This is a genomic window from Vicinamibacteria bacterium, from assembly GCA_035620555.1.
Taxonomy (GTDB): domain Bacteria; phylum Acidobacteriota; class Vicinamibacteria; order Marinacidobacterales; family SMYC01; genus DASPGQ01.
In genome coordinates this window covers 1-6,748 of sequence record DASPGQ010000689.1, presented here as the reverse complement: position 1 = coordinate 6,748, position 6,748 = coordinate 1, and the positions used below count along the sequence as shown (strand labels likewise).

Sequence of the window (6,748 nt, the reverse complement as noted above, 5' to 3'; positions counted from 1 at the left end):
GTAGGCCCCGGAGCTCAACTGAAAGGCTTCGCTCCCGTCTTCGACTCGGATCCCCCTTAGAATCGAATCACACCCGGTGACGTAGGCGAGACCGTCGGAGACGCCGGGTGTGCTGTGGAGCGGTCCCTGGCTCTGAAACTTCCATCGCAGCTCGCCCGTCTTTCGATCCAGGGCGTAGAGACGCTCGTCGTAGGACGCGACGAGAACGAGGTCGTCGATGACCGCCGGTGACGATTTGATCTCGCTCTCCGTCTCGAAGGTCCACCGAGTGGTGCCGTCCGAAACATCGAAGGCGTGGGCGACTCCGAGGAGGTCACCCACATAAACGATTCCTTCGGCGACCGTCGGCGAGGACTCACCGAATCGATCCATCTCCTCGCCGAAGTCGCGTTTCCAGACGACCGAGCCATCGTCGAGCCGTAGCGCCGCGACCAGACCCGGCAGCGCGGTCATATAGACGATTTCATCGGCGATGGCGGCCGACGAGTCGATGGAGAATCCGGCTTCGAAGCTCCAGAGAAGCTCCAGCTCATCGGGAATCTCGGCGTTCGAGATACCGGTGCGAAGCAGGGTCCCCCGGAACTGGCTCCATTCATCAGGCGCCGCTGCGGCTTGCAGGAGCGAGACGAGGATCAGGAGGCCCAACGATAGATCTCCCGGGCCGCCTCCTCGTCGAAGGGTCGAGGATTGAAACGGCCCGTCCATTGCTCGGCCGCGTCCTTCGCCAGATCGGCGATGGCGTCATCGCCGACGCCGACCTGGCCGAGGCGTGTGGGCAGACCCGCCACTGAGGCCAGCTCCTCGAGGAGCGACGCGAGGGCGTCGCCGCTTCCCTTGCGGCCCGCCACCGCCATGAGCTCGCCGTAACGAGCGTCGACGAAATCTCTGTTGAAGCGGACCACGCTCGGGAGACAGACGGCAATGGCGCGGCCGTGGACCGCCCCATAATGCTGCGTCAGCGGGTTGGCGCAGGCATGTGTCGCCCCGAGCATCGAGTTCTCGATCGCCACTCCGGCGTAATGCGCCCCGAGCTGCATCGCCGCCCGCGCCTCGATGTCGTCCGGATGGGACAACACCCTCGTGTAGTGCCGCGACAACAAGCGAAACGCCTCGCGCGAGAACATGTCGGAAAGCGGGTTTCGTCTCGTGGTGACGTAAGTCTCGACCGCGTGGGAAAGCGCATCGTAGCCGGCTGTCGCCGTTACATCCGGCGGCTGGGTCACGGTGAGCTCGGGGTCGAGGAGAGCCACCCGAAAAGCCGCCGTGGGCACGCCGCAGGCCATCTTGACGTGGGTGATGGCGTCGGAGATCAGCGCGTAGGATTGTCCCTCGCTTCCCGTACCCGCGGTCGTGGGGATTCCGATCATCGGGAGAAGAGGATTCTTCGCTATCCCATAGCCGCGGTAGTCAGACATCCGACCACCGTTGGTTACGAGGAAGCTGATGGCTTTCGCACAGTCCATCGAGCTTCCACCGCCGAAACCGATGAGCGAGTCCACCTTCTCGCGAGCCGCGACGACGCGGCCCCGCTCCACCATTTCGGTGTCCGGATTCTCGTGGAAGTCGGTGAAGGTGACGATCGAGATGCCCGCATTGCGGAGCGACTCGAGAGCACGTCCCGCATGAGGCGTTGCCATGACCCCGGGGTCGGCGACGAAGAGAGCTCGCTGAAACCCCAATTCCCGGGCGATGTCGCCGAGACGCGCGATATACCCCGGTCCGAAAACGAGCCGGGGCTGGGTCCTGTACTCGAACGCGGAGAGCATCTCGAATGGGTTATTCGTCTCGAGCGAGAGCGAATAGCTGGTTCCGGGTTGCGACGTAGAGAACGCCGTTGGCGGGAACCGCCGAGCTGTATACCGAGCTTCCCATGTTCATCTCCGCGACCACGGCTTCCTCTTTGCCCGGCTTCAGTACCACGACATCTCCGTCTTCGTCTCCGAGGTAGACCTTGCCGTCGACAACGAGCGGCGACGCCCAGACGGCCGCGAAGGTATCGTGCACCCAATAGGGCTCTCCCGTTTCCACGTCGAGGGCGTGGAAGAAGCCGCTGAAATCGGGCAGATAGATGATGCCGTCGTGGATCGCCGCCGTCGAGATCGACCGCCGGATCTTGTCGTAATGCCAGACGAGGCCGCTCCCGGTAATGTCTCCTCGTTTGGTGGCATCGATGGCGTAGAGATGCCCGACACCCTCACCGTGCTCGGGATCCTGCCCGTTGGCGATGTAGACCTTGTTCTCGTAGAGGACGGGCGTGCTGATGACGTTGTTGCGATTCTTCGGCCAGACCGAGTCCTTCGGGTTGGTGTCGAACTCCCAGAGCTTCTCGCCGGTCTCGGCGACGTAGCCGCGGACCCATCCGTCGCCCTGGCCCATGACCACCTGCACCACACCGCCCATCTCGCCGACGGCGGCAGCCGACCATTGGCCATGGAGAATTCTGTCACCGACGGAGTTGTCTTCCCATACGAGCTTGCCCGTGCGTTTGTCGAGCGCGATGATGCCGGGGCACATCGGCGATGGAATATTGACGTGGCTTTCGTCCTGCCCGTTGGACGTGCTCACGAAGATGAGATTCCCATAGGAGACCGGTGAGGAATTGGACATGTTATGGGGGAACGAGCCGAGCTCCTCCATCATGTCGAACTTCCAGATGATGTCGCCGTCGTGAGGGCTCTTGTATTGTTCGTCCTGGAAAGGCCCGTCGTTCTCGCCGTCGAGAAAGCCTTCCACGTCGAGAGCCAATACCTCTCCACGGTTGGTGACGTAGTAGAGGACGTTGCCTTCCACGAGCGGAGAGGAACAAACGCCCTGATAGGGCCAATCGTTGACCCGGCCCGCGGGATGCTTGTCGGTCACCATCTGCCACAAGAACTTGCCATCGGCTTCGTTGAAAGCGAGAAGCACTCCTTTATCGCCCGGTATCTCCTTGTCGTAGAGGGCCTCGTTGTTCGACCCCACGAATATCTTGCCCCCCGCCACCACCGGGTTCCCGTAAGTCTGAGAACCGAGGCCCGCCACCCACTTCACATTCGTTCCACTCTCGACGTCCCAGCTCTCGGGAAGGCCGGTCATCGAGGAGACCATGTTGCGAATCGCGGTCCCGCCCCACATGGGCCAGTCACCGGGCTTTGCGTTTTGGGCCGCGGCGGGTATCGCGCTCAGCACTATCAGTGGAAGAAACCTCTTCATCTTTCCGCCTTTCATGGGTTAGCTCGCACTTGGAGATTGTCTAAGAACACTTCGTAGGGCTGAGCCTCGGCGAAAATGCCCGGACTCCCCTCGAGATTCGGCGTCTCGTCCTCGCGGGTCAGCTGCCACTCGGCCGGCTCGGGCTCGCCACGCGCCCAGACCTTCCCCCGGGCAACCACTCGCCCTTCCGGAGAAGTCGCAACCTCGAGCTTCATCCGATACCAGGTGTCGCCTTCCCAGGAGAAGGGCATCTTGGCCGTCCGTTCGGTCTCGGGCTGCCAGGACTGCAACTCGAGCCGCTGGTGGTTTCCGAGCAGCGTGAGCTGGTATCGCTGGGCGATGACGCCGACGTTACCCATCTGACGCCGCTCCTTGTGAGCCTTGACGTCCGCTTCGACGATGTAGCTCGACCAGCTCGACGGACCCATGTACACCCGGGCACGGCGCAGGAACGGATTGTCCGACTTCTTGGCGAGGATCTTCCCCCCATCTTCATCACGGATCTCGAACTTGCCCGTGGCGTTGATCCAGGCGGGAGGGATGGCTCCAGGAGACTCGAAGTCCAGGGACCAGGGGAGCGGAGGAATCACACGAACGCGCGCCGCGCCCGAAAGCGCACCCTCCGTGGCATTCACCTTGCCGGCCCGGAAACTGGAATCCGACGAGGCGGTGAACCGCCCGTCGGCGATGCTCCCCTCGAGTCCGTCCAGAGTCCACTCGGGCTCCGCCTCGCGGACGAAACGACCGGCGGCGTCGAAGAGCCGCGCCTGCAGCTCGACACTCTCACCCGGGGCGAGAACGAGCTCCGTCGGGACGACCTGCACGAATGTCGCTTCGCCGGGGGTAGAGGAGACCGAAGGCGGCGCCGCCGGTGGCGACTCTTTGCGCTCCTTGGGCCCGATCGCATAGAGCGCATTGGCCGAAGCGAGATACACCCGTCCGTCGGATACCGCAACCGATGCATAGATCTCCTCGAACTCCGAACCCGATGGAAGCTCGTCGCGGTCGAGGAACTCGCCCCGTTCCTGGCCCGGCTGAATGATGTAAAAGGTGCCGTTGACGGTACCGACGTAGAGCTTTCCGTCGGCGAGCACGGGGGAAGCGCGCTGTATCGTGCCGAGATTGAGCTGCCACAGCTCGCGGCCGCTCGAAAAGTCGAAGGCCGCGAGGTTGGCGCTATTGTCGACGAGGTAGAACCGGTTGCCGTCCAGAACCGGCGAGGAGAAGCCCCCGAGGAATCCTTCGACGGCCCACTTGGTTTTGTCGATGGGGATCTCCCCTCGCGACGTTGCGTCGATCGCAGCGACGAGGCCCATCTCGCTCGTGTTCAGGTTCTCCTCGCCCTGGCTCACGATCGCGACGCCGTCTTTTACGACAACGCCGGTGTTGATGCCGCGCTTGCTGTACTCGAACCTCCATACGGGCTCGCCCGTCTGGGGTTTCAGAGCATGCATCGCGCCGTCTCCGCCTCCGGTGATCAGCACGCGGACTCCATCGACTTCGGTGATGTACGGCGGCGCGTAGGTGGTGTCGTAGGGCTGGCCACCGGGTGAGCTGACCCAATAGGTCTCACCCGTTGCTTTGTGAAAGGCGAAGAAACGCTGCCCTCCCCGCGCCTGCTCGCCCCAGCCAGAGCTGAGGCCGCTCACGATCACCAGCTCGCCGTCGATGATGGGCGATGCCGTGCGCCCGCCATGCGTGGTAATGAGTCCGAAATCCTCGACGAGCGAGCGCTCCCAGAGCGGCTGGCCATCGGCCGAGAAGCCCGCGAGCGTACCCCCAACCGTGTACACGAAAACGCTTCCGCTTTCGGGGTCGACGACGGGAGACGCCCAGCCGACGCGATGCGGAGGCACGTCGCTGAGATAGAGGTTGATCCGTCGCTCCCACAGGAGCTCTCCGGTATCGACGTCGAGGCAGAGGATGCGCTCTTGAAGCTCCGCACCTTCACCGGCGCTATTTTGCAGATAGAGATGATCGCCAAAGATGACGGGTGTCGATCGGCCACCGTAAGGGGCTCTCCACGCAAGGTTGTCACCGTCGGGCGACCAGCTCGATGGAAGTCCGGTCTCGAATGAGCGACCGTCGCGGAGCGGCCCGCGCCAGTCCGTCCAGTCCTCCGCACCGAAACCGAGCGCCGAAATGGCGAAAAGAAATGGAAGAAAGGTTGACGCTCGCATTCCGCGTATTATCGTTTGGCGTAGAGGCGGGGTCAAAATTTCTGCGTGAAGCCCGAAGCCGGTGAAGAAGCGCTCCGCTCGTTGTAAGATGACGGTCATGTTGCTCTTATTCACTCTCGCCGCGGTCGGCCTCGTTTTTGGCCCCGGATGGGACCGCTTTCGAGGTCCGAACGGAACCGGAGTCGTTTCCGAGGGAAAGACTCTTCCCCTCGAGTTCGGTCCCGAGCGCAACGTCCGGTGGAAGACGGAGCTACCACCCGGTCATTCTTCTCCCATTCTTGCCTCAGACCGGATCTTTCTGACGGCGTTCGAAGACGAGCGCCTGCTGACTTTCGGCATCGATCGGGAGACTGGGAGGGTGCTTTGGAAGCGCGCCGCGCCTCGGGCGCAGACGACGGAGGTCGACCCGAGGAACAACGCCGCCTCGCCCAGCCCCGCGGTCGACGACGAGAGCGTCTACGTGTTCTTCCCCGACTTCGGCGTGCTCGCGTACGATTTCAATGGAAACGAGCGATGGAAACATCCGCTCGGCCCGTTTCGCAACGTGTACGGGATGGGCGCCTCGCCGATCGTGGTCGAAGACAAGCTCGTTCTCGTGTGCGACCAGAACGTGCATTCGTTCATTCTCGCCCTCGACAAGGGCACCGGCGAGGTTGCCTGGAGAGTCGACCGGCCCGAGGCGAGAAGCGGCCATTCGACCCCGGTGGTGCATCAGGGCAGAGAGGGGATCGAGATACTCGTCCCCGGATCGTTTCTCCTGACGTCCTACGCGGCCGCGACGGGAGAGAAGCTCTGGTGGGTGAGCGGTCTCTCCTTCGAGATGAAGTCGACCCCCGTCCTTCACGGCGATATGGTCTACGTCAACGGCTACGGCGCTCCGGAGAATCAGCCGGGAAACGAGATCGCAGCGCCCACTTACCAGCAAGCGCTCGACGAGTGGGACGGCAACGACGACGGGCTTCTCGCGGGCGATGAGCTCGAGGGCCACGCCAAGTCTTGGTTCGGATTTACCGACCTGGACGGGGACGCGCATCTGAATCGCGAGGAATGGCAATACTACGAAGCCTCGCTCGCATCGAGGAATGGAATCCTGGCCATTCGTGTCGGAGGCGAGGGCGACATGACCGACAAGAGCGTCCTCTGGCAATACCACAAGCGCGTTCCTCAGCTCCCGTCGCCGCTGCTCTACCGGGACGTCCTCTACATGGTGAACGACGGCGGGGTCGTGACGTCGCTCGATCCTCAGACCGGCGAGGCGATCGATCAGGGCCGGCTGAAAGGAGCGGTCGACAACTATTTCGCCTCCCCGGTTGCCGCGGATGGGAAGATTTACTTCGCCAGCGAGCTCGGCAAAATCGCAGTCGTCAAGCCCGGGG

5 protein-coding genes are annotated in these 6,748 nt (G+C 63.0%); 1 reads left to right on the top strand and 4 read right to left on the bottom strand.

Annotation, left to right across the window (positions count from 1 at the left end):
- From VEK15_27845 to VEK15_27830, 4 genes are all read right to left on the bottom strand, one after another.
- Positions 1 to 645: PQQ-binding-like beta-propeller repeat protein (locus tag VEK15_27845; protein ID HXV64542.1), on the bottom strand; the 645-nt coding region annotated here is incomplete at its 3' end.
- Positions 633 to 1,766, bottom strand: coding sequence for an iron-containing alcohol dehydrogenase (locus VEK15_27840; GenBank protein HXV64541.1), 1,134 nt, complete (start codon positions 1,764 to 1,766; stop codon positions 633 to 635). The genes VEK15_27840 and VEK15_27845, both read right to left, overlap by 13 nt.
- A 10-nt stretch (positions 1,767 to 1,776) precedes the next feature.
- Entirely contained in the window at positions 1,777 to 3,207 is a 1,431-nt protein-coding gene (locus VEK15_27835) for a PQQ-binding-like beta-propeller repeat protein (protein ID HXV64540.1), read from the bottom strand.
- Positions 3,204 to 5,372, bottom strand: coding sequence for a PQQ-binding-like beta-propeller repeat protein (locus tag VEK15_27830; protein HXV64539.1), 2,169 nt, complete (start codon positions 5,370 to 5,372; stop codon positions 3,204 to 3,206). The genes VEK15_27835 and VEK15_27830 overlap by 4 nt, the downstream gene beginning before the upstream one ends.
- Before the next feature lie 88 nt (positions 5,373 to 5,460).
- Between VEK15_27830 and VEK15_27825 the strand changes: the two genes are divergently transcribed.
- Positions 5,461 to 6,748 (top strand): PQQ-binding-like beta-propeller repeat protein (locus VEK15_27825; protein HXV64538.1); only part of this gene is annotated, 1,288 nt, incomplete at its 3' end.

What these genes read in the sequence shown, in the direction of transcription:
- VEK15_27840 (HXV64541.1), bottom strand. Translation starts at nt 1,766, where the DNA reads ATGCTCTCCGCGTTCGAGTACAGGACCCAGCCCCGGCTCGTTTTCGGA.
- VEK15_27835 (HXV64540.1), bottom strand. Translation starts at nt 3,207, where the DNA reads ATGAAAGGCGGAAAGATGAAGAGGTTTCTTCCACTGATAGTGCTGAGC.
- VEK15_27830 (HXV64539.1), bottom strand. Translation starts at nt 5,372, where the DNA reads ATGCGAGCGTCAACCTTTCTTCCATTTCTTTTCGCCATTTCGGCGCTC.